The organism is Phyllobacterium sp. UNC302MFCol5.2 (genome assembly GCF_000686005.1).
Taxonomy (GTDB): Bacteria; Pseudomonadota; Alphaproteobacteria; order Rhizobiales; family Rhizobiaceae; genus Phyllobacterium; species Phyllobacterium pellucidum.
This window is the reverse complement of sequence record NZ_JMLL01000011.1, coordinates 209,879-235,251: the sequence shown is the minus strand read 5'-3', so window position 1 is coordinate 235,251 and position 25,373 is coordinate 209,879. Positions and strand designations below refer to the sequence as shown.

The following is a 25,373-nucleotide window of genomic DNA, read 5'->3' as shown; positions in this document are numbered from 1 at the left end:
CTCAGGCCACCGCTACGCGTTCGACAATCCGGTCGATGACTTTGTCGGGACCGATATCCGCGGCATGTGCCTCATAGGACAGGATCAGCCGGTGCCTGAAAACATCATGGACGATCGCCTTGACATCGTCGGGCGTGACATAGTCGCGGCCCTTTAGCCACGCATAGGCGCGTGAAACCTTGTCGAGGCCAATGACGCCGCGCGGGCTGACACCGACTTGCAGCCATTTGGCGAGGTCCGCGTCGATCTTGTCGGGGTAGCGTGTCGCGAAAACGAGTGCCACCATGTAGTCCTCGACCGGCTTGGACACGGTGATGGCGGATATTTCGGCACGGGCATCGAAGACTGCTTTGGGATCCAGCCTGTCGTCGGTTTTTCCGGCCTTGGACTTGGTTGAAGTCTCCTCACTGCGAACGAGCCGCATGATCGCCGCCTCCGACTGCTCATCTGTGTAGCCCACTTCGACGTGCATGAGAAAGCGGTCAAGCTGAGCTTCGGGGAGCGGATACGTCCCTTCCTGCTCAATTGGGTTTTGCGTCGCCATCACCATGAAAAGGTCAGGCAGGGGATAGCTTTTGCCCCCGACGGTCACCTGGCGTTCCTCCATCGCTTCAAGCAGCGCCGATTGCACCTTCGCCGGCGCACGATTCACCTCGTCGGCAAGGATCAGGTTGGCGAAGATCGGGCCCTGCTGGAATTTGAACTCGCCCTTGCCGCCCTCGCTGAAGTAGATTTCGGAGCCGGTGATGTCGGCCGGCAAAAGGTCTGGCGTGAACTGTACGCGCGACAGCTCGGCATCGAGATTTTTCGCCAGACTCTTGATCGCCCGCGTCTTCGCAAGGCCGGGCAAGCCTTCCACCAGCAGATGGCCATTGGCAATGAGGCCAAGCAGCAACCGCTCGACCATCGTGTCCTGGCCGATGATCGACTGGCCGACCCGCTTGCCCAATGCGAGAATGTCGTCACGTGCGCTCATTGTGTGTTCCCCCCTAAAAACCAGGCATAGTAGGCATTGTCGGGTGCATGGTCGCTGACGAATCCGGCGTTGCGCTGCCATGCGTCCCGATCACCGCGATAGGCGCTTAGGCCGGCATTATAGAACGTGTGGAGAATTTCCCGTTCCTGCTTCGTGGATGTGATGAAGGCCGCATCGGCATTGACCAGAGGCGGTTCACTGGCAAGGGCGAGAAGTTTCGGCAGGACTGTCGGAAAGGTGTCGGGTCTCACCCACGCCGCATATTCGATGCGAGGCATATCGTCGGTCACGGGGGCCGCGTCTCCGGCATAGGTTTCAAGTCCCTTGCGATCCATCACGAATGTGGCCATCAATTCAGGAAGTGAATTGACGCCGACTTCGCGCAAGGCCTGCCTCACACCGGGTTGTTCGAACCGCGCACTCATCTGAGCGACATCGAGGTTCATGGGTTCGAACGAGCCGACGAGGAGCATTTCATGCAGTTCGGTTGTCCATAGGGATGCGTGCGGAAAGACATCGATGAAGCTTCGAACGAGCGAGCGCGTATCCTCATCGTTTTGCGTCGGCAACGGGAGCCATTGCGCGACCATGCCACCTGGCCGCAGCCGCGCGGCGGCAAGCCTGTAGAAATCGGTGGAGTAGAGATTGGCTACCCCTGCGGCCGAGGGAGGCGGCGGTTCGAGCGTTACGAGATCGTAGGACTCTTCGCTTCCAAGCAGTTCCCGCCTGCCATCCCGCAGCCGGATATCGAGGTCGGGCGAGGAGGCAGCATTGAAATTGCCGTTGAACAGGTTCGCTGCCCGCTGTACGCCTGGCAGGAGTTCAGCGGCGACGCGCTGGTTGAGCCCGTCATAGGTAAGGAGCGCACCTGCGGTTATGCCGGTTCCGAGGCCGACAACCATCGCCGCCTGCGGCCGCTTTTGCATGGTTATCAGGGGAAGGAGCGCCTGGAGCCGCATGTAGCGCAGGGAGGGCAGGGAGTCTCCCGTATTGGAAACACCCTGGATATAGAGTCGGCGGAACTTGCGGTCGCGGCCCTGTTCGACGACCGCGACGGTAGCGCCAAGGCCTTCCTCGTAGAAGACCAGCCTTCCGGCCTGTGCACCGGGCAGCAGACTGGCGAAGCGATCAGAGGGGACGAGGAAGGCCAGGGCCAGCGTCAGGATGCAGACCGATGCGATGGCAATGCGGTGGAGGCGTACAGCTGCGACGTTGCGAAACACGGCGATCAGGCCAATGGCGGTGGCAGCGACGGCGAGGATGCCGAACGAGCCGACGAAGCCGAAAGTGGGAACGAGGACAAAGCCCGTAAGGACCGTCCCAACAATGCTGCCGAGCGTGTTCCAGCCGCTGACGAGCCCGACGCCGCTTCCCGTCCGGCCATCTTCAACCACGAGCTTAAGCGCAAAGGGAAAGGCGGCGCCAAGCAGAAGAGTCGTTGGAAGCACGATGAGGATCGCGGCGACCGCAAAGCGTGCCGACATTCCCGCAAGCTGGTTTCCTGTCAGCTGAAGCAGCCAGTACTCGGCCATGGACTGCAGCATGATGATCCAGTTGCCGAGGAACGCGATGCCGCAAAGACCGACGAGGCCCGCGCCGGCGATTAGCAGGCCGAAAATGCTCCAGTGGTCGCGAACGCGATCGACCCATCTCGAGGCAAGTGCGGAGCCTGCCGCCAAACCAATGAGGTAGGTGGCGAGCACGATGGCGAAGGCAAATGTCCGTGTGCTCATGAACTGGACGATGGATTGGGTCCAGATGACCTCGTAGCCGAGTGCGATGCCGCCCGCCACAGAATACAGAAACAGGGCAAGACGAACATTCCGGTAATTCACATTGGCAGGCGAGATGGTTTGCGCTTGAGCAGGCGACGCAAGGACCAGCGCAAGGGCAGCTGCAAGAAAGCTCAGCGCCGCCGCAGCATAGGCGGTGCTGGAGACACCGAGATAGGGGATGAGGAGGAATGCAGCGGCGAGGGTGCCGGCAATGGCTCCGGCGGTATTTGCCGCATATAGGCGTCCGCCCTTGCGGCCGATGTCGCGGTTCGACGCGGCTACCGATCGCACCACCGCTGGAAGGGTGCCGCCCATGAGGACAGCGGGAACACCGACGAGAGCGAAAACGATCAACCAGGCGACGGGTGCAGCGGAATTCTCGATAATTGCAAAGGACGGCGCAAAATGTGCGAGCGCGACGGTAACTGCAATGCCGCAAAGGGCGACACCCGCCTCGAGCAGCGCATAAAACCGAAAGGGATAATTGCTGCGATCGATTGCGGGCCCGAGCAACAGACTGCCGAGCGCCAACCCTGCCATGAACGCTGCAACGCCAGCCGTGACGGCATAGACGTCGACGCCAACGATCAGCGAGAGTTGCCGTACCCAGACGACCTGAAAGACCAGAGCTGAAAAGCCCGAGGCGAAAAGCAGAAGGGCAGGCGGCGCCGTGAGGGTCAATCGTTGGGGCATGGAAACCTCAAACTGTTCGGCACCGGCAGGCTGGTTGGAAAGTTGCGTATCAACGCTCATCTGATGCGCTCCGCAATGGATTGTTCGGCTGGCGCATCTTCTGGGCGCCAGCCGGTTATCGAAATCAAACGGGCGTTATTGCGCCTTGTTCTGCTTTGCCAGTTCCTCATCGATCTTCTTGTGAACGGCTTCCTCCACCTGGTCGACACTGAAGCTTGCCGGCTTCTGGCTCGGCGGATAATCGACGAAGGTTTGAAGGAACTCCGAAGCTTTCAACGTGGCAATACCCGTCAGATACGCGTTCTTCGCCAGCCAGTCATTGTACTGGTCCGACGTGATGTCGGCGCGCTCATAGGGGTCCATGCGCAGGTTGAAGATCTTGGGAAGACGCAGGCAGGTAAAGGGCTCTTGCCAGATGTTGAGGTTGCCTGGCGCGCGCTGCTCGCAGAACACCGCTTTCCAGTTGTCCCAACGCATGGCGACGAGTTTACCGTCGTCGTCGAAATAGTAGAACTCGTTGCGCGCACTCTTTGGCTGCTGACCTTCGAGATAGGGCAGCTGATTGTAGCCGTCGAGATGCACCTTGAAGTTCTTGCCGCCGATATCGGTACCCTTCAGTAGCCGGTCCTTGATATCCGTGTCGCCAGCAGCGGCGAGCAGGGTCGGGAACCAGTCGAGGCCCGAGAACATGTCGTTGCTGACGGTATCGGGTTTGATCTTGCCTGGCCAACGGATCATCGCCGGGACGCGGAATGCACCCTCCCAGTTGGAATCCTTTTCGCTGCGGAACGGCGTCATCGCCGCATCCGGCCATGAGAACATGTTGGGCCCGTTGTCGGTCGTGTAGACGACGATCGTGTTGTTGGCGATGCCTTCGTCGTCGAGTGTCTTCAGAAGCTTGCCGACGTCCTGATCGTGTTCCCACATGCCGTCGGCATATTCATTGCCCGGCATGCCGCTCTTGCCGCGATACTCTTCCCGCACATGAGTAAATACGTGCATGCGTGTTGTGTTCATCCAGACGAAGAATGGCTTGTCGCCCTTGCTGTGCTGCTTGATATAGTCGATCGCGGCACCCGTGGTCTCGTCGTCGATCGTTTCCATCCGCTTCGTCGTCAACGGACCGGAATCCTCGATCTTGCCATCGGCCGTTGCCTTAATCACGCCGCGCGGCGAGAAATTCTTGACAAAGGGATCATTGGGGTCCTTTGGCCAATAGGGTCGTTCCGGCTCTTCCTCCGCATTGAGGTGATAGAGATTGCCGAAAAACTCGTCAAAACCGTGCTTTACGGGCAGATATTCATCTTTGTCGCCAAGGTGGTTCTTGCCGAATTGGGCGGTGTTGTAGCCAAGCGGCTTAAGGGCCTGGGCGATTGTTATGTCGCGGTCCTGGAGCCCGACCGGTGCTCCGGGCGCGCCCACCTTGGAAAGACCGGTGCGCAACGGCGTCTGGCCGGTGATGAAGGAAGAGCGTCCGGCAGTACAGCTGTTCTCGGCATAGTAATCCGTGAACATCATGCCTTCCTTGGCGATGCGGTCAATATTCGGTGTCTGGTAACCGACGAGGCCGCGGGTATAGGCGCTGATATTCGTCTGGCCGATATCGTCGCCGAAAATGACGAGGATGTTGGGTTTGGGAGCGTCCTGCGCCTGCGCGGCCTGAACTCCAGGCCATTGCGCAAAAGCAATCCCTGTCGCTATGGCCGCGCCAGCGAGCAGGGAGGTCCTCGCCTTGGCTCCGCTCGGAACGCAAGCTTGCCAAAGCCTGCTTAAATCAATCTTCCATTCAACTGACATCAGTATCCTCCTGGAGACGGGGGCAAATTTCGTGCTGAAGCATTGTACTCTCGTGTCTGGGCCGAGGCATTATCAGACCCCTGCAACCGCTGCGCGTGTTTCTGCCCTGGATTGGGCTTTTGGACGACCTGCATGCTTTCGGGCTTCGGCTTCCGAAGGAAGTACGTAACTGTAACGCAATGCTTGATTTTACCGGGAACGGGACGAAATTTTATATGCATGTCGCAGAGCGTTCTGTAACAGTTAAGTACTTTGTCTTCGGATGAGATGCGCTCATGATGTCTGCACGTTAGACGCGAAAACGCAGCAGGAGACGTGAATGAAGGCGGTCACCGTGAGGACCCTATGTGCAATGATCATCGCCACCGGTCCATGGATATGGGCTGCGCAGGCGAAGGCTGACGACGTACGGCTTTCGGGCTTTCCATCGCTGATCCTGTCGGGTGGCACAGCCAAATCAACGTCCTATCAAATGCCCAAGCCCTTCAACAATATGCTCAAGGCGGACATGCTCGACATTTCGTTCGGAGCAACGACGCTCGATGCAATCCAGAAGGCGTTTGGCGGCGAGATCAGGACGCGCGGTTCGGGCGCCAATGGTGTCAGCTGGCTCTGCTACCAGGTTGCGCTCGATGGCCATGCGTCGAATCTCTGGTTTATTTCCAATGGTGAAGCAGCGGGTTCGAAACGGCTCCTGACGATGGTATCGGCTGAGGAGAGCGAGACTGCGCGGTCAGGCTGCTCCCAAGGTCCTGAAACCTTGACGGCGTGGATGTTGCCCGTACCAGGCTTGAAGGATGACGAGACGGATCTGCAAAAGGCTTTCGGCATGAGCATTCATGACGGGATTATCCGTTACTCGAATGAACAGGGCCCAAACAGCAATGGCGTGACGACCCTGCAAGCCCTCGTCTATCGGCTCGACGAAGGCAAGATCGACGGCATGTCGTTCAGTCAGGTTACGGCCAAATGATCTCGTCTATTTGCCGAGCGCAAACTGAAAGTTGACGCCTACGAAAACCTGCCACTCGGGGTTGCCGCGGCCTTGATCAAAGACGGTGTATTGCGGCTCGACGAAGGCGTTCATCGTCACCTTGTCGTTGACCTGAAACACCTTGCCGACGCCAAAACCGACCGGAACCGAGTAGTTTCCGCTCTCCAGGTCGAAGTTCCAGATGGCGGATGACCTGAGGTAGAAACCCTTGCTCAAATTGAAATTGACGATAGGCTGGAACGTTGCGAGTGAAACATCATCCCGGTCGCTTTCGCCGGCAAATGACGTCTGGTAGGTGACGAGACCGCCGAGCAGGCCCCAGCTTTGCGGTGCGACCACAACGCCGGCGGCGCCCGCCTGCCATTTGCCGGCGCCAAGGGCATCGTCCGTCGCGGTCGGGAGGACGACGAGCGGGCCGGCGCCGAATGAAATCTCCTTGCCGGGCACGAGGAAAATGTCCATCAGCGTCAGGTCGCCCAGGCCCGTCGTATATCCTGTCGGAAATTCCGGTGCGGTCGCAACTGGCAGGGTAAAGCGGATCAATTGCGGTGCGCCGAAAAGGTCCGAAGGCACGAGACCGCGCAGCAGGAACTGGTTTGCGTAGCGGTCGCCCGGCAGTCCGCTCAGTTCGGGAACGTAGTAGTCATGAAAATTGAGCGTGATCTTGGGCGTAAGCGGGTTGTTTGCAGCATTTACATCTGCGTGTTCCTGTGCTGATGCAGCTAGCGTACCCAACGAAATCGCGCTGATGGCCACAATCAATACATCTAATGAATAACTTAAATATCTCATGAACTTCATCCCTTAATTGAAAGCCAACGTGAGCCAGATTCCATCCTCCATGACAAGTTCGTAACTGTAACGTTTACAGCCTTCCGCCCATGCCGGGGTAGAACGACCAAAAAGGGGGCAATGCAAATTCATCCAAGGCAAAACATTTCGTTTTTTGGGCTCGCGGATTTGCGGCAACGGACCCCCTGTTAACCGTTACGTACTCCCATAAGGCGAGACATCATCCTATGATTGATGACCGAGCGGGGCCTGGGGATATAATTTCTGATTGCGGCCCGACCGGAGCTCGACGGAACAACGAGCAGGGGATGCAATTGAAGCGATGTCGACCGCGTCTGCCCAAAGGGGACTGTGGAAATTGATGCTCAGGCTGCCTGCGATGCGTGGGCAGCTGCAGGTTCTCAGTGCGCGGAATACGACATTGCAAAGCTTGTGCGATGCCTTCGACGAGGCCAGCTCCACGCTTGATCGCTTGCGCCGCAACGGCTCGAAAGATCTCAAGCTGATTGCTGAATATGAAATGCTCTGCGCTGACATCGAGACTGAAGTCATCGACATCTGCATCGCCACGCGCGGCAGAAGCTACTGACGTAGAGCCTCCCCACTATCGATGGCTGATCTCCTCAACCTGGTCTTGCGTCAGGACAATTCCATCGCAACCTGGGGGATTTCCCGTATGGCGTTGCGTAGCGTTCCGTTCAATTCTACTATCCAGTGAAACTGGGGTGGGGCGCGAACATGGAAGTTGACTTCAATGTCGACATGCCAGACTCGGAGAGGATTTCCGAAGAAGAGGCGCGGGCGGAGCTCGACAGGCTACTTTCGGACTCACAATTCCATTCGACAGAACGTAACCGGAATTTCCTGAGGTTCGTCGCCCAGGAGATGTTCGAGGGCCGGGCAGCCTCGGTAAAAGCCTATACGATTGCCGTCGACGTCTTTGGCCGGCCCTCGAGTTTCGACCCGACGACCGATCCCATCGTCCGCATCGAAGCAACCCGGCTTCGGGCCTCCCTGGCGCAATATTATGAGAGCCGGGCCGAGGAAGGCAGCGTACGCATCGAACTGCCGCGCGGCCGCTACATACCCGTATTCACCAAGGCACCGCCGCAAGCGGAGGTCGTGGAGGAATGCGAGGAGGCGGAAGAACAGCCCGTCTTGCCCCCGGCGCAGCCTTCCCATAGCTTCATTACCAAGCGGCATCTTGCCGTTGCAGCAGGCGTCGTGTGTATCACAGCGATTTCTCTCGTGGCAGTTGCGGCCAACCGCCGTGTATTTTCCGACAAGCCGGTCGTTGCTGTCGAGATGAAGCTGGCAGGCGATGGCACCGATGCTGAAGCCGGCCTCATCCGCGACTATCTGATGACGGCGCTTTCGCAATTTCAGACTTTGACGCTGGCGGCGGCAGAAATGCCTTCCCCGGTAAAGGCGACGGTTCCAGCGCTTAGCTGGTTCCGTAGCGCCCGGCGTGCTGCGAATCCCTACCATGTCGTCCTAAAGTACCATCCGGACATAAATGGTCGCGCAGTCTGGTGGCAGGTCGTCGATCCGGTGAGCGGCGAAGCCCTGCGGTCGGGGGTCGAGCGTGCGAACCCGGACGACCGGCCAGACACGGAGGTTCGCCGCGAGCTTGTCACCGATCTCGCCACCCGCTTCGCCGGCCCGCAAGGCGTCATCAACAATATCGAGTATACGCGAGAACTCGCAGCGCCCAGTCTCGGTAATGGCTGTATCCTCAGAACCGGGGTGGCGCTCGAGCGGCAAGATGCTACTGAGCTCGACGCCGTTCGCGACTGTCTCGCCGCCACTTTGCAAGCCATGCCGAACAATCCCGATGCCAACGCCGCCATGGCGGTCACCATGATCGAGTCCGCGGCGCCGGAAGTCGTCAACGGCACTGCAGCGCAGGCGCTGCTTCTGGCCAATAAGGCCGTTGCATTGGCGCCGATGTCGGACCGCGCCGGCTATGCGCAAATGCTGGCGCTCTATCACAACGGACAGAGTGAAGCGGCTTTCGTTGCGGGCTATCGGGCGATGGCGCTCAATCCCAACAATAGCTTCATTCCAGCCAAGCTTGGCGCGATGTTCTTCGCCAACGGCAATTGGACGGAGGGCGCAAACCTCGCCTCCAGGGCAGAACAGATCAACGGCACGCAGGATGATGCCGAGTTGATCCTTGCGCTTGATGCCTATCGCAAGGGCGATTTCACCAAGGCGGTGCTTAAGGTTCAGCAGATGGGTCATTCGGGGAATTATCTGGCCGATGTGCTTGAACTTGCAGCCTTCGGCCAATTGGGTGATGCCTCGGGCGTCCGGGAAACCATGGACCGTGTGACCCGCTATCGCGACCGCTTCTGGACGACGTTCCGCGCCGACATGATTGCGCGCCGCTATGCTCCGGCCATGATCGATGGGCTCGAGGCCGGGCTGGCCAAGGCCGGTCTTCCGTTGGCCCAGCCGCTTCCTGCAACCAATTAACAGTTACGTACTTGCAGGGAGTGGTGGTGTCGGTGAAATCTCACCAGCGCACTGCCGTTGCTCATCCGGGATAGAACCTGGGAAACCATAACGACACGGCGCTGCTGGGCGGGGAGGCCCAAAACAAATGAATAAGAGGTGGTTCGTCGGTGCTGTCGCGCTCGCGCTGGCACTCTTGTGCGTCCCTGCAGGCCTGGCGCTGGCGGAAAAAAAATCCCTCGTCCAGCCCCATCTGGACGATCTTGACGGAATGAAGCAGCGGCGTCTGGTCCGTGTCCTCGTTCCTTACAGCAAAACGATCTTTTTCCTGGACAAGGGCCGAGAACTTGGCACAGCCGTGGACTTCGGGCTGGAGCTTGAGACAGCCCTCAATATCGGCAAGAAGCGCGAAGTCGATCGCATTCACGTTGCCTTTATCCCGATGGGACGCGACCGGCTGATACCGGCGTTGAACGAAGGGCTTGGTGACATCATCATGGCCAACCTGACGATCACGCCAGACCGCCTGAAGCAGGTCGATTTCACCATCCCTATCTATGACAAGGCAAGCGAGGTGCTGGTAACAGGGCCGGCCTCCGAAGAGGTAGTCAACCTTGACGGTCTCTCCGGCAAGGAACTCGCAGTGCGGGAAACGAGCAGCTATTACGAGCATCTTTTGAAGGTAAACGAGGACCTTAAGTCGCGCGGCAAGGAGCCGATCAAGCTCAGGATCATGGACGACAATCTGGAGGACGAAGACATCCTCGAAATGGTCAATGCCGGCATTTTGCAGTACACGGTCGTCGACAAGTACAAGGCGGATATCTGGGCGACGATTTTCACCGACATCAAGGTGCATGAGGATATTGCAGTCGCCAAGGACGGCGAGATCGCTTGGGCGATCCGCAAAAACAGCCCGCAACTCAAGAAGGAACTCGACACTTTCGTCGCCGCCCACCGGGTCGGCACTGCGTTCGGCAACATGTTGCGCAGCAAATATTTCAAGAGCGACAAGATCCTGCAGCGCGCCTATTCAGGCGAAGACGTGGAAAAGTTCAAGCAGCTTGTCGAGATATTCCGCAAGCACGGCAAGACCTATTCGTTCGATTATCTGATGCTGATGGCGCAGGGTTATCAGGAATCAAAACTCGATCAGGCGAAACGCAGCCCAAGGGGCGCCGTCGGAATCATGCAACTGCTGCCCGCCACGGCGCGAGACAAGGCGGTCGGCATAAACGGCATCGACAAGGACCAGGACCGCAACGTCGAAGCCGGGTCGAAATATTTGCGCTATCTTATCGATACCTACCTCAACGAGCCGGACATGAAGGAACGCGACCGCCAATTGATGGCATTTGCCGCCTATAATGCCGGCCCGGGCAACCTCAACAAGTTCCGGAAAAGGGCCACGCAGATGGGGCTCGATCCGAACATCTGGTTCGGTAATGTAGAGAATTCGGCGGCCGATATCATAGGGCGGGAGACGGTGCAGTACGTCAGCAACATCTTCAAATATTACGTTGCCTATTCGATGCTCGTCGAGCGCCTCGGCGAGCATGCCGACGCGGTCAATGCCGGAGCCAAAGGCGGCTAGAGAAGCAGCAGGCGCTTCAGCACCGGTACGAGTTCCTTGATCGGCAGTTGCGTTATCGCGACGGCCACGAATGGAAGCAGGGCGGCCGCGGACACCGGTACCAGGGTCGAGCGCGTCACCAGCATGGGTGAAAGCTTCTTGGCGGCGTCGTAGAATTTGCCGGGATCGCCGAGTTCATCGTCGGCCATCGCCTTGCCATCATCGGCCACGAGGTTCTTACCGAACGTTTTGCGCTCGACCTGCCGCTGGAAGTCCGTCCCGCGCTCGCTCGCCGCACGCAGCGCGCGCTTCTTGAAGTTGGCGAGAAGCGATATGAAGCCGGCGAGCGGTATGCCGAAATAGGCAAAAATGAGGGCCAGCCACAGCCCCATGACCTGCGCGATTGCAGTAACGGTAAAGCTGCCATGCAGCACCTCGTGGGTCACTGACGCGGCAATCACACAGCTGACGGCCACCGTAAAGAGCACATAGGCGTTGGGGTATTGGCCGACGAAACCGAGGCCGGCGTGCCCGTCCGGGTGCGTTGCGACAAGTCGCGTTTCCAGCTTCGAAAGATCAGCAAGCAGCATCGACCAGATGATATGGCGCCAGAATGCGCGGGCAGCGAGGAACCAGAATAGCGTGTTGCTGACGGCAACCGCCCACCAGGCCGCGAGGCTAGGTGTCGGACCTTCCGGCCCAGCGGTCGCCGCCCAGGAAGCCAGTGGCTGGTCCTGCATGTTGTGGTAGAGAAGGAAGGAGGAGACGATCGCCAGAAAGAGGCTGACCAGGTCACCGGCCGGCGCATTTCTCCGCCGAAGCGCCTTGGCAACGGCAGCGCTGGCCGCGGCTCTGGATGCCTCGGGAAGCAATGGGCCCGAAAAGAAGTTCCGCACACCTTGCCGAAGATTATTTTCGATCTGGGTCTCGGCAAGCACCAGCAGGCCGATGGCAACGCAAAAGCGGGCCCAAGGTCCGGGGTCAAGCAGAAAAGGCCGCTCGGCAAGCGGCCCGAAAGCAGTGCCCGCGAGCAAGCTCAAGAGCAGTGGCACACCCCAGCTGAGCGCCACGAAGAGGGCGGCACGCAGTGTGGGCTTAAGGTCTTGGCGACGGACGAGTTTCGCTTGCAGCTGCAGATCATAGAACGGCCCCCCACGCGCAATGAGGAACTGCTGGCCGTCCTTGTGATCGTCGGTCATCGCATCACCCTAGTAGCTCAGTTCCTTCGATGGTGTCGGGCTGCCCAAGGTCGAACTCAGTTCGTCGCTCTTCTTCGGCATGCGCTTCGGTTCTTCAATCACGGTCAGCGGCGCTGCAACGGTTTTGGCGGCGATATTGCCGACGGTGCTGACCGAACCGGCAACGACTGCCGTGATGCCCTGTCCAAGCGAGACGTTGGAGTCCGTCAGCGTCTGCCCGGTCACGAGGCGCTGGCCGATAAGCTGGACCACTTGCGGGCTCTCGGCGAACTTGCCGTGGTTGAGGCTATCGCCGGCTTTCACCTTGGTAAGGTCGATAACGGTGATGCCAGCGTGTTCCAGCTTGGAGCGGTAGGGCTCCTCCGCCGGATTGATGGCTCCAAGCCGCTGCACATCGCCGGAGATGAAACGCGACGCGGCGAGAGCGCGGTCGTCCTGCGAAACGAAAATCGTGAACTTCGGGCGCTTCTCTCCCATCTCGGTGAATTGCCGCGCGAACACATCGACATCGATATCCGGCGAAGCGAGGATTACATTGTCAATCTTCGGCGCTACGCGTCCGTCGCGAATTGCCATTTGGCGCAGCGACTCCATGGCAAGCCAGGTGCCCATAGAGTGGGCCATGACCGTGATATCCTTGACTTCGGGATCGTTGGCGAGAGTGCGCAAGGTTTGCTCGAAGGCAACGCGCGAATAGTTCGTGCTTTCCTTGTCGTAATTGTAGTCGAAGACGCTGGCGCGCGAAGGCCAGGTGAAGAGGATCGGCGTCACCTGTGCGCCGGAGTCGTGGACGATCTGGGCAAAGCGGAAGACGGAGTCCTCGTAGCGATTGTTGAACCCGTGCACGAAGACCAGCGCATGGCCGCCGACGACATGTTTGCGGAACCAGGCGCGTCCTTCGGCAACCGAATTCAATTCCTTCACGTGGGTAACCGCGAAGTCGGTCTTCGGATTGGGCGGTAGCCGCTTCGGCCACTGTACGGTACCGGGCTTGCGAATCTTGTCGGATGGGATCGAGACTGTAATATCGGTGAGGTAGGGTTTTGGACTGCGCTCGCCGGTAAAGAGCGTTGCCGGATCGTCCGAGGGCACACGGCTTGTCACGACCAGCATGTCGACAGACGAGCCACCGGTCGCACCGGTGGTCATAACCGGCGCCATCACGCCTTTGGGATGCCCTGCGCATCCGGCAAGGGCCAAACCAAGGACAATAATGGCAGGGGAAAATGTGCGGACGGACAGGAACATGCGTGCTTTCGAATATTGACGAACCATGGTCAGGCTTTCAAACAGGCGGATTGCTCCGAACTAAAACAAAACGAGACGCGCCGAACGACGACACTGTGTACATGCTGGCTTGAGCTAGTAGTGGACGAAAATGTCAGTTTGTTAAAGCTCATGCGACGGCCATCCGGTCAAGCTTCGATCAGCCGATTGCGAATCGCGTAGCGAACCAGCGAGGCGGTCGACTTCGCATCGAGCTTGCGCATCGAGGCCGCCCGATGGCTTTCCACCGTCTTTTCACTGAGACCGAGGATGGCTGCCGTCTCCTTGTTGCTGTGCCCCTCGGCGATGAGCTTTACCACAGCGGTTTCGCGCGACGTCAGGACGCTCGGGGAAGCGTCCGCCTTGGCGAGATAGGACGAGACCAGGATGTCCGAGACGGTTTTGGTGAAAAACGGCTGGCGATGTTCCAGGGCCTCGACGGCCTGTACGAGATAGAGCGTTGCGTCCGATTTCAGGAGGTAGCCGCGAACGCCGGCCTCCAGGATGCTGCGCAGCAACGCCTCGTTGTCATGCTGGGTGAAGATGAGGACTTCGGTTTTGGGACTGTGCAGCCTGATCTGGCGCGCCGCTTCCACGCCGTTGATGAAAGGCAGGGCATAGTCGAGGATGGCGATGTCAGGCTCGCTGAGGCGCGCCTGTTCGACGGCGTCGCGACCGTCGCCGGCTTCCGCCACGACCTCCCAGCGATCGCGCTTCGACAGGATCGCGCGGACGCCCTGTCTGACGATCTCATGGTCGTCCGCGATCAGAATTCGTGTCATGCCAATCCTCGTATTCATCTGCCACGATCGTCTCGCCGGCACGGTTTACCCCTACACTGGAAACGGCGATGCGGCAAAAATTAACTGTTACGTACTTCCGGTAACGGGCGCGATGTTGGCTAATGCGCGCAACGAAAACAGCGGGAGCGCTGCACATGAGTCAACGATCGTTCGGGAGCCATTTACAATCTGTGGATGAGCGTGGCTTGGGGAGACCGCCGATGCGAATGAGGATGGCACGGCTGGGACAGACCGCAGCGTTGACGTTGCTGCTGGCAATGGCGCAGTCCGGGCTGGCCGCGGCCGCTGATCTTGTAGTCGCCATGCCGAACTGGCCTTCGGGCCAGGTAACGGCCAACATTATCAAGAGCGCCCTGAAAAAGGAACTGAGCCTCGACGTCGAGGTTCGCGAGATGGGTACGATGATCGCCTTTGCCGGCCTTGCGTCGGGCGAGGTCGACGTGCATCCCGAAGTGTGGCTGCCGAACCTCAATTCTCTCGTCACCAGATATGCCGACAAGGTTCAACTCGCCGATACTGGCGTCGATGCGTGGCAGGGAATTTGCACGACCAAGCAGACGGTCGAAAAGACCGGAATTCACTCGGTGACCGATCTCTTGGACGCCAAGAAGACCGCCGCGCTCGATACTGACGGCGATGGCAAGGGCGAGATGTGGGTCGGCGCCGAAACCTGGTCGTCGACGGCCATCGAGCAAATCCGCGCCAAAAGCTATGGTTACGACAAGGACCTGCAGCTTCTGCAAATGCCCGAGGACATGGGCATGGCGTCAGTGGATGCGGCCGAGGCTGCGGACAAGCCCGTGGTCTTCGCCTGCTACAGCCCGCACGTCGTCTTCAAGCTGCATGATATCGTCAAGCTCGACGAGCCGGCCTTCGACCCCGCCAAGTGGCACGTCGTCCTTCCCGCCGACGATCCCGATTGGCTCGCCAAATCGAACGCGCCCGTCGCATGGGACAAGGCGCATTTTCACATCGCCTATGCCAAGGCGTTGGCGACGCGCAAGCCCGAGGTGACCAAGTTCCTCGAAAGCATCGATTTCACGCCCGAGGAAATCACCGACATGAGCTATGCGGTGGAAGTCGACCGCCAGACACCGGAAGACTACGCCGAGGCCTGGGTGGAAAAGAACCCGGATCGTATCGCGAAGTGGGTAAAGGGGGGAGGGCAATGACCATGCACCTGCGTAATCCTTTAAGGGCGAAGCTCGTTGCCGGGGTGGCGGTGGCAAGCCTGGTTCTGGTCGCTCCGTTCGGACTTGGTTTCGCGCAAGTTCCGAAGACCCAGATTTACGATGTGAAGACGCGTACCTGGATACCCTACGACAGCCGCAAGGCGCGCAAATACTACGCCGCCAATGGCCAGGTGCCGGAAGCGTTCCGACGGCAGATGGTCACGTTCCGCACGGCCGAAAAGCCTGGAACGATCATCATCGATGGCAACCAGCATTTCCTTTATCTGGTCAAAGGCGGCGGTCAGGCTGTTCGCTACGGTATCGGTGTCGGCCGTGACGGGTTTGGTTGGGCGGGCATCGTCCGCGTCGGTCGCATTGCCGAGTGGCCGACCTGGACTCCGCCCGCAGAAATGGTGGCGCGCGATCCGAACGCCGTCAAGTTTGCCGGCGGCATGCCCGGCGGTCCCGACAATCCGCTCGGCGCAAGGGCGCTCTATCTCTATGATGGCGACCAGGACACCATCTACCGCATCCACGGCACGCCTGAACCATGGTCGATCGGACTTAACGTCTCGTCGGGCTGCATCAGGATGAACAATGACGATATCGTCGATCTTGCCTCACAGATACAGGTCGGCGCCAAGGTGATCGTGCTCATGCAGGGCGCTTCACTTTACAAAGGTGTTTAAGCAACTGGAGCAGGGGGACACGATGCTTTGGAAGTCTGATCGGGAATACACGAAAACGCTTGTCTGGATGGCGCTTGCCGCTGGCGCCTTCTCGCTCGGGGGATGCGTATCGAATACGCCTGCGCCAGAAAACATGGCGAGAAATACACAGCAGACTGCTCCAGCCGACCTGCAGGTCGCCTGTGCCAACGCCGCGACGCAAAAGTTCGGCGCCGATCACGCTTCGGTGCTGCCGGTCAGTTCGAGCGCGCTCGACGGCGGGAAATACCAGATCATACTCGAGGCCAAGGGTCAGCGCTCGACCTGCCTGATCGACCAGACGGGGCAGGTGCTGTCGCTCGAAAAGATGTGAGTATTCTTACGTAACCATAAGCAAGCAATGAAATTGCCTGTCGCGAAAGCGAACCACCAAGGAGATTCCGGAATGCCATTGCACTACAAGACGATTGCCCTCATTTCATCAGTCGCATTCATTTTATTTTCCGGACCTGATTTAAATTATGCCTTCGCCCAGACCGCCGCCGCACCTGCACCGGCGTCGGCGCCAGCCGCAACGCCTGCAACGCCCACCGCTGAAGCGCCGGTACTGATGACGGCGGACGAACTGCAAATCCTCGTTGCGCGGATCGCGCTCTATCCCGACGATCTTGTCGCATTGGTATTGTCGGCCAGCCTCAACCCGCTGCAGATCGTGCAGGCCGAGCGGTTTATCGAACAGAACAAGCCGAACGCAAAGCCGGACGCTGCATGGGATGGAAGCGTGGTATCGCTTCTCAACTATCCGACGGTCCTGAAGATGATGAGCGACGACCTTGATTGGACGCAGCAGCTCGAAACCGCCGTCGTCAATCAGCAGAAGGACGTGCTCGTCGCCATCCAGGATCTGCGTGACAAGGCGGTTGCAAATGGCACGATCAAGTCCAACGACAAGGTCGTCGTCGAAACCAAGAATGACAATGTGATCATCCGCCCGGCCAAGAAGGAAGTGACCTACGTTCCGACCTATGATCCCGTCATCCTGACGAGCCCTACCTATGTCGCGGCCGCGCCCATTGTCTACGGCGACCCCTATCCGTCCTATTATTATCCTTACGCGCCGTATTGGGCCGGCTTCGTGACCGGGGTCGCGTTCGGTGCGGCCGTCGATTGGGATAACTGGCATTCGTGGGGAGGTAATGACGTCAACATCAACGTCAACAACTTCAACCGCGACGATTTCCATTTCGACAGGAACAACATCAACAATCTCAATTTCGACAACAGCAAGTTCAATTTCGATCGCGATTCGATCACGAACAATCTGCGCGAAAACAATGCGAACCGTCTCGATCTCAAAAACGGCGGCTTGCAGAATCTTGGCGCTGGCGGCGGCCTGGCCGGCGTCGGATCGCGGCTGCAGAGTTCTGATGTGCGGCGCGACGTCCAGAATCAGCTGAAGCAGGGCGGCGGCAATCTGGCCGGCAAGCTGCAGGGGCAGGGTGGCAACCTCGCTGGCAAGCTCCAGGGACAGGCCGGCAGCGGCAATCTTGCTGGAAAGATCCAGAATCAGGCTGGAGGCGGCGATCTCGCAGGCAAGCTGCAAAATCAGGCCGGGAACAGGAATATTGGTCAGAACAAGGGCAATGTGCGTGCCAATGCGCAGAAGGCCGCGGGCCGCGTCGACAATCGCCCAAGGCAGCCGAGCGCCCTCGGCAATTACGGACCGGGTCGCGACGCGCGTTCTGCCTCGCAACGTGGCAATCTAAGCCTCGGCGGCGGTGGCGGCGGACAGCGCTTCCAGGGCGGTGGTGGCCGCTTCCAAGGCGGTGGTGGCGGCGGTTTCCACGGTGGTGGCGGTGGTTTCCACGGCGGTGGCGGTGGTTTTCACGGCGGCGGTGGCCGTTTCCATCGCTGATCGCCATCAACACCAATTGCGCATTCCTTGAAGGGATTTCGATATGTACAGGACAACTTTCAAAATACTGCTTGCCTCCGCCTTCATTGCACTGGCGGCCCCCTCTGCGCCGTCATTTGCGGCGGAACCCTCCTTGCAGCGTTTCGTCGGCGCTGAGCCGCAAACGTTCAAGGAACCGGGCGAAGCGCTCGATGCCTTGAAGAAAGACCTCGATGCAAAGGACGTGGATGCCTTGGCAAAGGTTCTGGGCCTCAACGCAGCGGCTGCGAAGAAATCCGATGATTTTGACGATCGGCTGAGCGATCTTCAGAAGGCATCGAAGGAGCGTGCCGAACTTAAGGATCGCGAGGATGGCTCGAAGACCGTTATTCTGGGAAATCTCGACTGGCCCTTCCCATTTCCGCTGGTCAAGCACGATGCCGGTTGGCAGTTTGATACGCTTGCCGGCCTCGAAGAGGTCTTGGCGCGGCGAATCGGTGAAAACGAACTCGAAGCTATCAAGACCATGCGCAATTACGTCGCCGCGCAGGTGCTTTACGCCCAAAGCGATCACGACGGCGATGGCGTGCTTGAATTTGCCCAAAAGCTCATTAGCGACAAAGGCAAGCAGGATGGACTTTATTGGCCATCGGCAGGCGGCGAGGAGAGCCCTGCCGGCAATTTCGGCGAAGCAAGCAAGATCGAGGGCGCTCCTGCCTCGGATCATGGGTATTTCGGCTATCGCTACAGAATACTCAGGTCACAGGGCGATAACATCGCCGGCGGCAAGTATGATTTCGTCATCAATGGCAACATGATCGCAGGTTACGCGCTGATCGCCTGGCCGGCGGTCTATGACGAAACGGGCGTCAAGACATTTGTTGTGAGCCATCATGGCACCATCTACGAAAAAGACCTTGGCCCGGCTACCGATAAGCGCGCAAAGGAGATAAGGTCATTTAATCCTGACAAGTCATGGGAACCGGTCGAGGATTGAGTGCTTTGCGCAGAACTCGGGGGAATGACATGAAAAATCCTATCGCACTTGTGTCCGTACTGGCTGCGGGTCTGCTCGCCGCCAGCCCGGTACGCGCCGCTGATATTTACTCCGCCATGGCGCCGGAAGTGAACCAGGTCGAGAAGGACGGCTGGACCTTCGCGGTCAGTCCCTACTTCTGGGCTGCGGGAATGTCCGGCGATACTGGCGTCTTCGGCCTCCCGCCCGTACACACGGATATGAGTTTCAGCGATATCTGGGACGAGCTCGACTTTGCCGCGATGACAATCGGGGAAGCGCGCTACGACCGGTACAGCATTTTTGGCGACGTGATCTACAGCAAGATTTCAGACGCATCGGGGACGCCGCGAGGAATATTGGCGGATAGCGTCGGTGTGTCTTCCGAAACGTTCGCCGGCCTGCTCGGCGGCGGCTATTCGGTGCTGCAAAGCGACCGAGGCAATCTCGACCTCGTCGCAGCGGCCCGTCTCTGGTACGCCAAGACTGAGATTTCATTCAACGGCGGCATACTTGACGGCGTCGATCGAAGCGACAGTGCTACATGGGTTGATGCGCTTGCCGGCGTGCGCGGCAAATATTCGCTTACCAACAATATCTATCTAACAGGCTGGGGCCTGGTTGGTGGCGGCCAGGCAAACCTTGATTGGGACGTTGCAGGCGGCATCGGCTATTCGTTCAACGAGAAGGTATCGGCCGTAGCCGGCTATCGTGCCCTCGGGGTCGACTACAGTGATGACGGTTTTGTTTTCGACGTCGTCCAGCAGGGCCCGATCCTCGGCGTCGTCTTGCATTTCTGATAAGGAAACGTCAAAGGGCTCGCGCGCATTATAGCGGCGAGCCCTTGTCTATTCACATGTCACACTTCTGGTAGGTGACATACATATTGTCGCCGAACGGATCGTAACGCTGGAATGTCTTTGCGTCGACGATCTTGAAGGTGACCGTCATATCATTCTGGATCATGGAGTCGACGCAGCTGAGATTGGCCGAAACCCGGTCCTTCTGCTTGCGAACGCTCCTTGTTGTGCAGATCGCGTTGGGCCCTGCGACCTTGCTGCCCGTAACCAGCAACCCGGTGGACGTTGACGCCGTTCGATCCTTGAAGACCGTCGACTTGCCCTTTTTGGTGAAGGTGTCCTCGCATTTGGTGCCGTCCATAGTCCAGGCCCCCTGCAGTTCCTTTATCGTCGCAGCCATCACGCCCGTTGCCATGCAAAGGCTGATCACACTGCTCAAGAGCGCGACCTTGCTCATTCTACCCGTCATCGAGTTCACTCCGATTTGTTTTAGTGGTGGCGCGATAGGGATCCGAGTTCTTGCCGGACTTGGCGCTGCCAGTCGATATACGGCTACGGAATGCCAACCATGTCAACGGCTTCCGGCTCATTTACTGCAAGGAATGGTTGCATATACCGCGACGGAAAAATGCTGTCGGCGCACGTCGCGGGCGGCAAGTAACCACCCGCGGCATTGGTTCACCTCGCCGCAATGAAGTTGCGCAGATCATCCAGTTCCTCGCAACCGACGGGACATAGCTTGGTCAGCGAGGCAAGCTGCTCCTGCGCCTTGTCCATCTTGCCGGTCTCGACATAGAGCTCGCCGAGATATTCGTGGGCGCCCTTATGATCCGGTTCAAGTTGCAATGCCTTGTCGTAATAGGTGAGGGCGGTGTCGAAGTCGCCGGTCTTGCGCAAGGTGAACCCGAGGAGGTTGTAGACATCAGCCTGCTGGTCGGTCTCGGCCAGGTCGCGAAGCTCGGCCAAAGCGCCGGCATAATCCTTCGCATCGATCTTCGAGCGAACCGAGGTAAGGTCAACCGTCGGGTCGGGCTCGATGTTGTCGACCGCGTAGGCCGGCGTTATCGAGTCGAGCGGCGTGAAAGCCGTGGTGGCGGCGAATGTCAGCAGGCCGATAAGTACGTGCTTGATCATAATTTCATGCTCCTTTGTTTAGTCAGGCTTGAACGGTCGGGGTAAAGGCATAGGCGTTGCCGTCCTTTACGAATGTTCCCGATCCCGGAAACGGGAAGTGCGACCCGCAGATCTTGATGTTGTCAGCGATGACGCGGTCGATAAGCTTGTGCCGGGTAGCGATCGCCATGGGACCGTCCTGATCATAGCTCCCCTGCCACTCCGGATGCGGCGCCAGCAATGCGGGCACGTACATCGTGTCGGCCGACACCATCAGTTGCTCATTGCCCGAGGTGACGAGGAAGACCGAATGTCCGGGCGTGTGGCCGGGTGCGGCGATCATCTGAATGCCGGGGGCTACCTCGGCTCCATTCTCGACGCGGTTCCAGTTCTTCCAGGTGGGGAACACCGAGGCGATGCGCCGTCCTGCTGCTTTGCGGCCCTCGGCCAGCTTGTCGACCCGGCCGGGGTCCGTCCACCACTGATACTCGGTGTCATTGACGATGATTTCGGCATTGGGGAAGATTGGGGCGTTGGTTTGCTTTTCCATGAGTCCCCAGACGTGGTCGGGATGGAAGTGCGAGATCATCAACGTATCGATCTTGGTATAGTCGATGCCCGCCGCTTTCATATTTGCCGGCAGATGCGTTGCGTTGGCCTGCCACTGGCCGACGCCCGAGCCTGCATCCATCATGATCAGGCGGTCACCCACCTTCAGGACGACGACGGTGAGCGGTATCGGCATGAAATCGGTGGTTAGCCCGGCCTTCGCCAGTGCTTGCTTCGTCTCGTCGACGGAAGCGTTCTTGATGAATGCCGGATCGTGCGGCTTGCGCCAGATGCCGTCATAGATGGCGGTCACTTCAATGGATCCGACCGTGTATTTGTAGAAGCCGGTTGCCGGCTCAACTTGCGCTTCGGCACGCGCGGGCAGGGTGACTTCCAATTTGCGCGCGAGGCCGAAGGCGGCGGCCGAGGCGGCCGCTCCAAGGACTGTACGGCGTGTAATATCAAACATGTGCTCGTCTCCTCGTAAAATGGTTCATTCCGGGCGGAGAACTTGTCCGATCGACTGTTCGATCCGCTGAACAAGGAGACTGAATGGAAGGCGATTTTATTCTCGCACCAAGCCGAAAAATCCAACAAGTCATTGAATTGAAATGAATATATTTGGTTTCCCGCAAGAGGACGGTCACGCTGGCATTTTCGGCCCGTCCCAAAAACGAGGGCGTCTCAAAAAAATCATCGATGTGGAGAATATTTCACGCGGCAGAACGATCTACCTGATGAATGCGGCTTTTGCCGCCCGATGTTCAGTAGGCAAAAATGACAATTGTACGAGGCATGCGCATGGCGCTTACATGGACTTTGCTGCCGCAAAATCCGGCCTTCACATGGCTGTCCCGGCTTTTCGATTTCAGGAATGCGGGCGACCGTGGTTTTAAGCCACGGGCGAATACCACGCTGCTTATGGTTTCGTCGGCAGCTGCAAGAACGCCTGTCGTGGACGAGGCCCGGTCGGCCCGCTTCAACCAACTCATGCTTCCGCAACTGGATGCGGCCTATAATTTCGCACGCTATCTCAGCCGCGATAGCGACGCCGCGCAGGATATCGTCCAGGACGCCTTTTTGCGGGCTTATCGTAATTTCGACGGCTATCTCGGCGGCGATGCACGCTCCTGGATATTTGCCATCGTCAGGAACTGCTACTTTGCGTGGCAGCAGGAGCGGGGTCGCAAGCGCCGGTTCGAGGCGCCTCTTGCCGAATCTGCGCACCCGGATGAAGCCGGAGCCGATGCGTCCGACATAGCGTCAGAGGACGATACGCCGGAAGACGTGCTTATCCGCGCGTCCGAATCGGAGCGGGTTCGCTCCATCATCAACGCGCTCGCCGACGACCTGCGGGAAATACTGGTATTGCGCGAACTCGAACAACTTTCTTACCGCCAGATCGCCGATATCATCGATGTGCCGATTGGAACCGTGATGTCGCGGCTCGCCCGGGCACGACGGGAGTTCGGCCGGTGCTGGCGCAACGAGAACGGCGACGAGGAGGCAGCAAAATGAGCAAGACCTCTCACGCCTGCCCGGACTGGTTTGTAATGATGCACGGTTATATCGATGACGAACTCGATGCGGTCCATGCGCTCGCATTCGAGGAGCATCTGCAGACCTGCGCGAACTGTGCAAGGGAACTCGACAACGTCCGATCGCTGAAGCACATGATGTCCCAGGACAATGTTCGGTGGGCAATGCCGCCGCAGGTTCGCGAGACAATTCTCGCAGCGATTACGCACGAGCAAAGCGGGGCGCGCGCGCAAGCCAACCACTGGGCTGCGCGGTTGCTGCAATTCACCAAGCGCTGGAGCTACATTCCTTCCTTTGCCGCCCTGGCGGCGAGCCTCTTCTTGGTCTTCTCGCTGCCGCAGACGCAAACGTCGCTGCAGGATCAAATCCTCGCCAGCCATGTCCGCTCCCTGATGGTCAGCCATCTGACCGACGTGCTGACTTCAGACCAGCACACCGTAAAGCCGTGGTTCAACGGGAAGGTCGATTATTCGCCGCCGGTGGTCGATCTTTCGGCGCATGGCTTTCCCCTCGTCGGCGGCCGGATGGACTACATTGACGGCAAGGTCGTCGCAGCGCTCGTCTACCGACGCAACGCCCATGTTATCAACGTGTTCGTGTGGCCAACCGCACCAGCGGCAGGCAGCGAAAGCGTGCGCGAAGGGTATAATCTGATCAAATGGTATGAGGACGGCCTGACGTTTTGGGCGATTTCCGACGTCAATCCCTCCGACCTTCGAGTGTTTCGCGAGCTATTTGCCAATGCTGTCGCGAAATCGGGCTAGAACGTTCGCCCACTCTTTTTGATGCCCTCAGCGGCGCGTACACGATTGTGACGGCCTTATTGCGGGCCCGGAGAATTTAGCGATACTTTCGAGCGTGACGGGGCATGTTAAGCTGGCTAAGTTCCTGTTGTCACGGAACTTGGCCGGCTTGTCGCCACCTGTCGCAATTTTATCGGGAGAAGCTGCTGGAATCATTGATCATATTCGATTGCGCCCATCTACACCCATTCAGTAGACTCATAAGGTTTTGGTTTCAGTGTGATTTTCGATTCAGGTGGTTGATGCGGGCCGCCGCAACCCCTGCAACATAACTGTTACAATGCTGTCATATGACTGTAATAAAGCTTCTATAGACCGCAGCCGACGTTAGAGGCGTCACACGAATTAAACCAACAGGAGCTGCTCCTATGAACAAGCTAATTTCCACGGCCGCAGTGCTTGCAATTGCGGTGGCCGCATCGACGGTGGGTGCATCTGCCCGCGACCAGATTCAGGTTTCTGGCTCCTCGACCGTGCTGCCCTATGCCAAGATTGTTGCCGAAACGTTCGGTGAGACCTTCCCGAACTTCAAGACGCCGGTTGTTGAATCCGGTGGTTCTGGCGCAGGCATCAAGGAATTCTGCAAGGGCGTCGGCGAAGACACGATCGACATTGCCAACTCTTCGCGCCCGATCAAGGACACCGAGCTGAAGTCCTGTGTTGACGCTGGCGTCAAGGACGTTGAAGAAATCCGCATCGGCTATGACGGCATCGTTTTCGCCACCGACATCAAGGGTCCGGACTGGAAGATCGTCCCGAAGGACATCTACACCGCTCTCGCCGCTCAGATCGTTGTTGACGGCAAGCTCGTAGACAATCCGAACACCAAATGGAACCAGGTCAACCCGAACCTTCCGGATTGGGATATTGCAGCGTATATTCCCGGCGAAAAGCACGGCACCCGTGAAGTTTTCGAAGAGAAGCTGATGACGGGCGGCTGCAAGGCTTCCGGCGCTGCTGACGCAATCAAGAAGCTCGGCCTCGACGAAAAGGCTTCGGCTGCTGCCTGCGTCAAGATCCGCAAGGACGGCAAGGCCATCGATATCGACGGCGACTATCCCGAGACGCTCGCCCGCATCGACGCCAACAAGACCGGCGTTGGCGTATTCGGCCTCGCTTTTTATGAGAACAATGCCGACAAGCTGAAAGTCGCGACGGTTTCGGACGTTGTGCCGAGCACCGAGACGATCGCTTCGGGCAAGTATCCCGTTTCGCGTCCGCTGTTCTTCTACGTCAAGAAGGCGCATCTCGGCGTTATTCCGGGCCTGAAGGAATATGTCGACTTCTTCCTCAGCGATCAGATGATCGGCGAAGACAGTCCGCTTGCCGAATACGGTCTCGTACCGGCTCCGGAAGCAGAACGTAAGGCCCAGCGCGACGCGTTCGCCGCCGGAACCACGATGAAGAACTAAATTCCTGAGGTACAGGGGCGGCGCGAGCCGCCCCTGTCCCGTTTCGAATTCAAACTGAATTACAGGACAGATCGGGGAAAGCT

The 25,373-nt window shown here is 58.6% G+C and carries 23 protein-coding genes; 13 read left to right on the top strand and 10 right to left on the bottom strand.

Going from position 1 to position 25,373, the window contains the following annotated elements; all coding sequences use genetic code 11:
* Position 1: 1 nt before the first annotated feature.
* The 3 genes from BR48_RS0112435 to BR48_RS0112425 form a co-directional block, all read right to left on the bottom strand.
* The gene (locus BR48_RS0112435) at positions 2-976 is read right to left on the bottom strand and encodes a MoxR family ATPase (RefSeq protein WP_027231588.1); all 975 of its coding nucleotides are present in this window, start codon (positions 974-976) and stop codon (positions 2-4) included.
* The gene (locus BR48_RS0112430; RefSeq protein WP_036814336.1) at positions 973-3,504 is read right to left on the bottom strand and encodes a fused MFS/spermidine synthase; all 2,532 of its coding nucleotides are present in this window, start codon (positions 3,502-3,504) and stop codon (positions 973-975) included. Before BR48_RS0112430 ends, BR48_RS0112435 begins: the two co-directional genes overlap by 4 nt.
* Positions 3,505-3,579: 75 nt before the next feature.
* Entirely contained in the window at positions 3,580-5,241 is a 1,662-nt protein-coding gene (locus BR48_RS0112425) for an arylsulfatase (RefSeq protein ID WP_081815869.1), read from the bottom strand.
* 319 nt (positions 5,242-5,560) lie between these two features.
* On the opposite strand from BR48_RS0112425, the gene BR48_RS0112420 reads away from it, so the two are divergent.
* Complete coding sequence (locus tag BR48_RS0112420; RefSeq protein ID WP_155810873.1) at positions 5,561-6,214, top strand: hypothetical protein; 654 nt, start codon at positions 5,561-5,563, stop codon at positions 6,212-6,214.
* A 6-nt stretch (positions 6,215-6,220) separates the two neighbouring features.
* Here BR48_RS0112420 and BR48_RS0112415 read toward each other — a convergent pair whose 3' ends face one another.
* Entirely contained in the window at positions 6,221-6,970 is a 750-nt protein-coding gene (locus BR48_RS0112415; protein ID WP_348625688.1) for a hypothetical protein, read from the bottom strand.
* A gap of 418 nt (positions 6,971-7,388) precedes the next feature.
* Here BR48_RS0112415 and BR48_RS0112410 point away from each other — a divergent pair, with 418 nt between their 5' ends.
* The 3 genes from BR48_RS0112410 to BR48_RS24500 all read left to right on the top strand — a co-directional run bounded on the left by BR48_RS0112410 (position 7,389) and on the right by BR48_RS24500 (position 11,078).
* Positions 7,389-7,616 carry a hypothetical protein gene (locus BR48_RS0112410; RefSeq protein WP_245273490.1) on the top strand — a complete coding sequence of 76 codons (228 nt, stop codon included), beginning with the start codon at positions 7,389-7,391 and terminating at the stop codon, positions 7,614-7,616.
* Between the two features lie 149 nt (positions 7,617-7,765).
* Positions 7,766-9,505 (top strand): hypothetical protein, encoded by a 1,740-nt coding sequence (locus tag BR48_RS24505; RefSeq protein WP_051614923.1) that lies wholly within the window; start codon positions 7,766-7,768, stop codon positions 9,503-9,505.
* Between the two features lie 127 nt (positions 9,506-9,632).
* Positions 9,633-11,078, top strand: coding sequence for a lytic transglycosylase F (locus tag BR48_RS24500; protein ID WP_036814332.1), 1,446 nt, complete (start codon positions 9,633-9,635; stop codon positions 11,076-11,078).
* Here BR48_RS24500 and BR48_RS24495 read toward each other — a convergent pair.
* The 3 genes from BR48_RS24495 to BR48_RS0112385 all read right to left on the bottom strand — a co-directional run bounded on the left by BR48_RS24495 (position 11,075) and on the right by BR48_RS0112385 (position 14,304).
* On the bottom strand, positions 11,075-12,256 hold the full coding sequence (locus BR48_RS24495; RefSeq protein WP_051614921.1) for a hypothetical protein: 1,182 nt from the start codon (positions 12,254-12,256) through the stop codon (positions 11,075-11,077). The genes BR48_RS24500 and BR48_RS24495 overlap by 4 nt on opposite strands.
* 9 nt (positions 12,257-12,265) lie before the next feature.
* Positions 12,266-13,504, bottom strand: a complete 1,239-nt coding sequence (locus BR48_RS0112390) for an alpha/beta hydrolase (RefSeq protein WP_027231581.1) — start codon at positions 13,502-13,504, stop codon at positions 12,266-12,268.
* A gap of 167 nt (positions 13,505-13,671) precedes the next feature.
* The gene (locus tag BR48_RS0112385; protein ID WP_027231580.1) at positions 13,672-14,304 is read right to left on the bottom strand and encodes a response regulator transcription factor; all 633 of its coding nucleotides are present in this window, start codon (positions 14,302-14,304) and stop codon (positions 13,672-13,674) included.
* Between the two features lie 221 nt (positions 14,305-14,525).
* On the opposite strand from BR48_RS0112385, the gene BR48_RS0112380 reads away from it, so the two are divergent.
* The 6 genes from BR48_RS0112380 to BR48_RS0112350 all read left to right on the top strand — a co-directional run bounded on the left by BR48_RS0112380 (position 14,526) and on the right by BR48_RS0112350 (position 19,874).
* Positions 14,526-15,497, top strand: coding sequence for a glycine betaine ABC transporter substrate-binding protein (locus tag BR48_RS0112380; protein WP_113280668.1), 972 nt, complete (start codon positions 14,526-14,528; stop codon positions 15,495-15,497).
* Positions 15,494-16,186: a L,D-transpeptidase gene (locus BR48_RS0112375; protein ID WP_027231578.1), complete on the top strand. Its 693-nt coding sequence runs from the start codon at positions 15,494-15,496 to the stop codon at positions 16,184-16,186. The genes BR48_RS0112380 and BR48_RS0112375 overlap by 4 nt, the downstream gene beginning before the upstream one ends.
* Positions 16,187-16,208: 22 nt before the next feature.
* A complete protein-coding gene (locus tag BR48_RS0112370; RefSeq protein WP_027231577.1) occupies positions 16,209-16,538 on the top strand; it encodes a hypothetical protein in 330 nt (109 codons plus the stop codon).
* A 72-nt stretch (positions 16,539-16,610) separates the two neighbouring features.
* A complete protein-coding gene (locus tag BR48_RS26460; protein ID WP_051614917.1) occupies positions 16,611-18,080 on the top strand; it encodes a DUF3300 domain-containing protein in 1,470 nt (489 codons plus the stop codon).
* A gap of 43 nt (positions 18,081-18,123) precedes the next feature.
* Complete coding sequence (locus BR48_RS0112355) at positions 18,124-19,056, top strand: DUF2950 domain-containing protein (protein WP_027231575.1); 933 nt, start codon at positions 18,124-18,126, stop codon at positions 19,054-19,056.
* A 29-nt stretch (positions 19,057-19,085) separates the two neighbouring features.
* Positions 19,086-19,874, top strand: a complete 789-nt coding sequence (locus BR48_RS0112350; protein WP_027231574.1) for a hypothetical protein — start codon at positions 19,086-19,088, stop codon at positions 19,872-19,874.
* A 52-nt stretch (positions 19,875-19,926) separates the two neighbouring features.
* Here BR48_RS0112350 and BR48_RS0112345 read toward each other — a convergent pair whose 3' ends face one another.
* From BR48_RS0112345 to BR48_RS0112335, 3 genes are all read right to left on the bottom strand, one after another.
* Positions 19,927-20,343, bottom strand: coding sequence for a hypothetical protein (locus BR48_RS0112345; RefSeq protein WP_155810872.1), 417 nt, complete (start codon positions 20,341-20,343; stop codon positions 19,927-19,929).
* 209 nt (positions 20,344-20,552) lie between these two features.
* On the bottom strand, positions 20,553-21,008 hold the full coding sequence (locus BR48_RS0112340) for a tetratricopeptide repeat protein (RefSeq protein ID WP_027231572.1): 456 nt from the start codon (positions 21,006-21,008) through the stop codon (positions 20,553-20,555).
* Positions 21,009-21,030: 22 nt separating this feature from the next.
* Positions 21,031-22,005, bottom strand: a complete 975-nt coding sequence (locus BR48_RS0112335; RefSeq protein WP_027231571.1) for an MBL fold metallo-hydrolase — start codon at positions 22,003-22,005, stop codon at positions 21,031-21,033.
* Positions 22,006-22,313: 308 nt separating this feature from the next.
* Here BR48_RS0112335 and BR48_RS24485 point away from each other — a divergent pair, with 308 nt between their 5' ends.
* The 3 genes from BR48_RS24485 (at position 22,314) to BR48_RS0112315 (ending at position 25,290) form a co-directional block, all read left to right on the top strand.
* A complete protein-coding gene (locus BR48_RS24485) occupies positions 22,314-23,054 on the top strand; it encodes a sigma-70 family RNA polymerase sigma factor (RefSeq protein ID WP_081815865.1) in 741 nt (246 codons plus the stop codon).
* On the top strand, positions 23,051-23,839 hold the full coding sequence (locus BR48_RS0112320; RefSeq protein WP_027231570.1) for an anti-sigma factor: 789 nt from the start codon (positions 23,051-23,053) through the stop codon (positions 23,837-23,839). The genes BR48_RS24485 and BR48_RS0112320 overlap by 4 nt, the downstream gene beginning before the upstream one ends.
* 407 nt (positions 23,840-24,246) lie before the next feature.
* Positions 24,247-25,290 carry a substrate-binding domain-containing protein gene (locus BR48_RS0112315; RefSeq protein ID WP_027231569.1) on the top strand — a complete coding sequence of 348 codons (1,044 nt, stop codon included), beginning with the start codon at positions 24,247-24,249 and terminating at the stop codon, positions 25,288-25,290.
* Positions 25,291-25,373: the final 83 nt, after the last annotated feature.

Excerpts from the sequence above, each read along its gene's own strand:
- BR48_RS24500 (WP_036814332.1), top strand. The coding sequence starts at position 9,633 with ATGAATAAGAGGTGGTTCGTCGGTGCTGTCGCGCTCGCGCTGGCACTC.
- BR48_RS24505 (WP_051614923.1), top strand. The coding sequence starts at position 7,766 with ATGGAAGTTGACTTCAATGTCGACATGCCAGACTCGGAGAGGATTTCC.
- BR48_RS0112385 (WP_027231580.1), bottom strand. The coding sequence starts at position 14,304 with ATGACACGAATTCTGATCGCGGACGACCATGAGATCGTCAGACAGGGC.
- BR48_RS0112420 (WP_155810873.1), top strand. The coding sequence starts at position 5,561 with ATGAAGGCGGTCACCGTGAGGACCCTATGTGCAATGATCATCGCCACC.
- BR48_RS0112375 (WP_027231578.1), top strand. The coding sequence starts at position 15,494 with ATGACCATGCACCTGCGTAATCCTTTAAGGGCGAAGCTCGTTGCCGGG.
- BR48_RS26460 (WP_051614917.1), top strand. The coding sequence starts at position 16,611 with ATGCCATTGCACTACAAGACGATTGCCCTCATTTCATCAGTCGCATTC.
- BR48_RS0112430 (WP_036814336.1), bottom strand. The coding sequence starts at position 3,504 with ATGAGCGTTGATACGCAACTTTCCAACCAGCCTGCCGGTGCCGAACAG.
- BR48_RS0112425 (WP_081815869.1), bottom strand. The coding sequence starts at position 5,241 with ATGTCAGTTGAATGGAAGATTGATTTAAGCAGGCTTTGGCAAGCTTGC.
- BR48_RS0112390 (WP_027231581.1), bottom strand. The coding sequence starts at position 13,504 with ATGTTCCTGTCCGTCCGCACATTTTCCCCTGCCATTATTGTCCTTGGT.
- BR48_RS0112345 (WP_155810872.1), bottom strand. The coding sequence starts at position 20,343 with ATGACGGGTAGAATGAGCAAGGTCGCGCTCTTGAGCAGTGTGATCAGC.
- BR48_RS0112435 (WP_027231588.1), bottom strand. The coding sequence starts at position 976 with ATGAGCGCACGTGACGACATTCTCGCATTGGGCAAGCGGGTCGGCCAG.
- BR48_RS0112350 (WP_027231574.1), top strand. The coding sequence starts at position 19,086 with ATGAAAAATCCTATCGCACTTGTGTCCGTACTGGCTGCGGGTCTGCTC.
- BR48_RS24485 (WP_081815865.1), top strand. The coding sequence starts at position 22,314 with ATGACAATTGTACGAGGCATGCGCATGGCGCTTACATGGACTTTGCTG.
- BR48_RS0112410 (WP_245273490.1), top strand. The coding sequence starts at position 7,389 with ATGCTCAGGCTGCCTGCGATGCGTGGGCAGCTGCAGGTTCTCAGTGCG.
- BR48_RS0112335 (WP_027231571.1), bottom strand. The coding sequence starts at position 22,005 with ATGTTTGATATTACACGCCGTACAGTCCTTGGAGCGGCCGCCTCGGCC.
- BR48_RS24495 (WP_051614921.1), bottom strand. The coding sequence starts at position 12,256 with ATGACCGACGATCACAAGGACGGCCAGCAGTTCCTCATTGCGCGTGGG.
- BR48_RS0112340 (WP_027231572.1), bottom strand. The coding sequence starts at position 21,008 with ATGATCAAGCACGTACTTATCGGCCTGCTGACATTCGCCGCCACCACG.
- BR48_RS0112315 (WP_027231569.1), top strand. The coding sequence starts at position 24,247 with ATGAACAAGCTAATTTCCACGGCCGCAGTGCTTGCAATTGCGGTGGCC.
- BR48_RS0112355 (WP_027231575.1), top strand. The coding sequence starts at position 18,124 with ATGTACAGGACAACTTTCAAAATACTGCTTGCCTCCGCCTTCATTGCA.
- BR48_RS0112380 (WP_113280668.1), top strand. The coding sequence starts at position 14,526 with ATGCGAATGAGGATGGCACGGCTGGGACAGACCGCAGCGTTGACGTTG.
- BR48_RS0112370 (WP_027231577.1), top strand. The coding sequence starts at position 16,209 with ATGCTTTGGAAGTCTGATCGGGAATACACGAAAACGCTTGTCTGGATG.
- BR48_RS0112320 (WP_027231570.1), top strand. The coding sequence starts at position 23,051 with ATGAGCAAGACCTCTCACGCCTGCCCGGACTGGTTTGTAATGATGCAC.